Source organism: Paenibacillus sp. 7523-1, from assembly GCF_002276415.1.
GTDB classification, from domain to species: domain Bacteria; phylum Bacillota; class Bacilli; order Paenibacillales; family Paenibacillaceae; genus Paenibacillus; species Paenibacillus illinoisensis_A.
In genome coordinates, this window is sequence record NZ_NPBR01000051.1 from 1 (window position 1) to 264 (window position 264).

1 pseudogene is annotated in these 264 nt (G+C 50.0%); it reads left to right on the plus strand.

Annotation, left to right across the window (positions count from 1 at the left end):
- Positions 1-264, plus strand: a pseudogene (locus tag CHH60_RS29485) (NADP-dependent phosphogluconate dehydrogenase); the annotation flags it as partial.

Sequence of the window (264 nt, forward strand, 5' to 3'; positions counted from 1 at the left end):
CAGGACAAAAAGGAACAGGTAAATGGACAAGCCAAAGCGCGCTGGATCTCGGCGTACCATTGTCCATGATTACGGAATCCGTATTCTCCCGTTTCCTGTCCGCCATGAAGGACGAGCGTGTAGCTGCGAGCAAAATCCTGAATGGTCCGAAGACTGAAGCATTCTCCGGCGATAAAAAAGCGTTCATCGAGAGTGTACGCAAAGCTTTGTTCGCAAGTAAAATCGTATCCTATGCACAAGGCTTTGCCCAAATGCGTGCGGCGT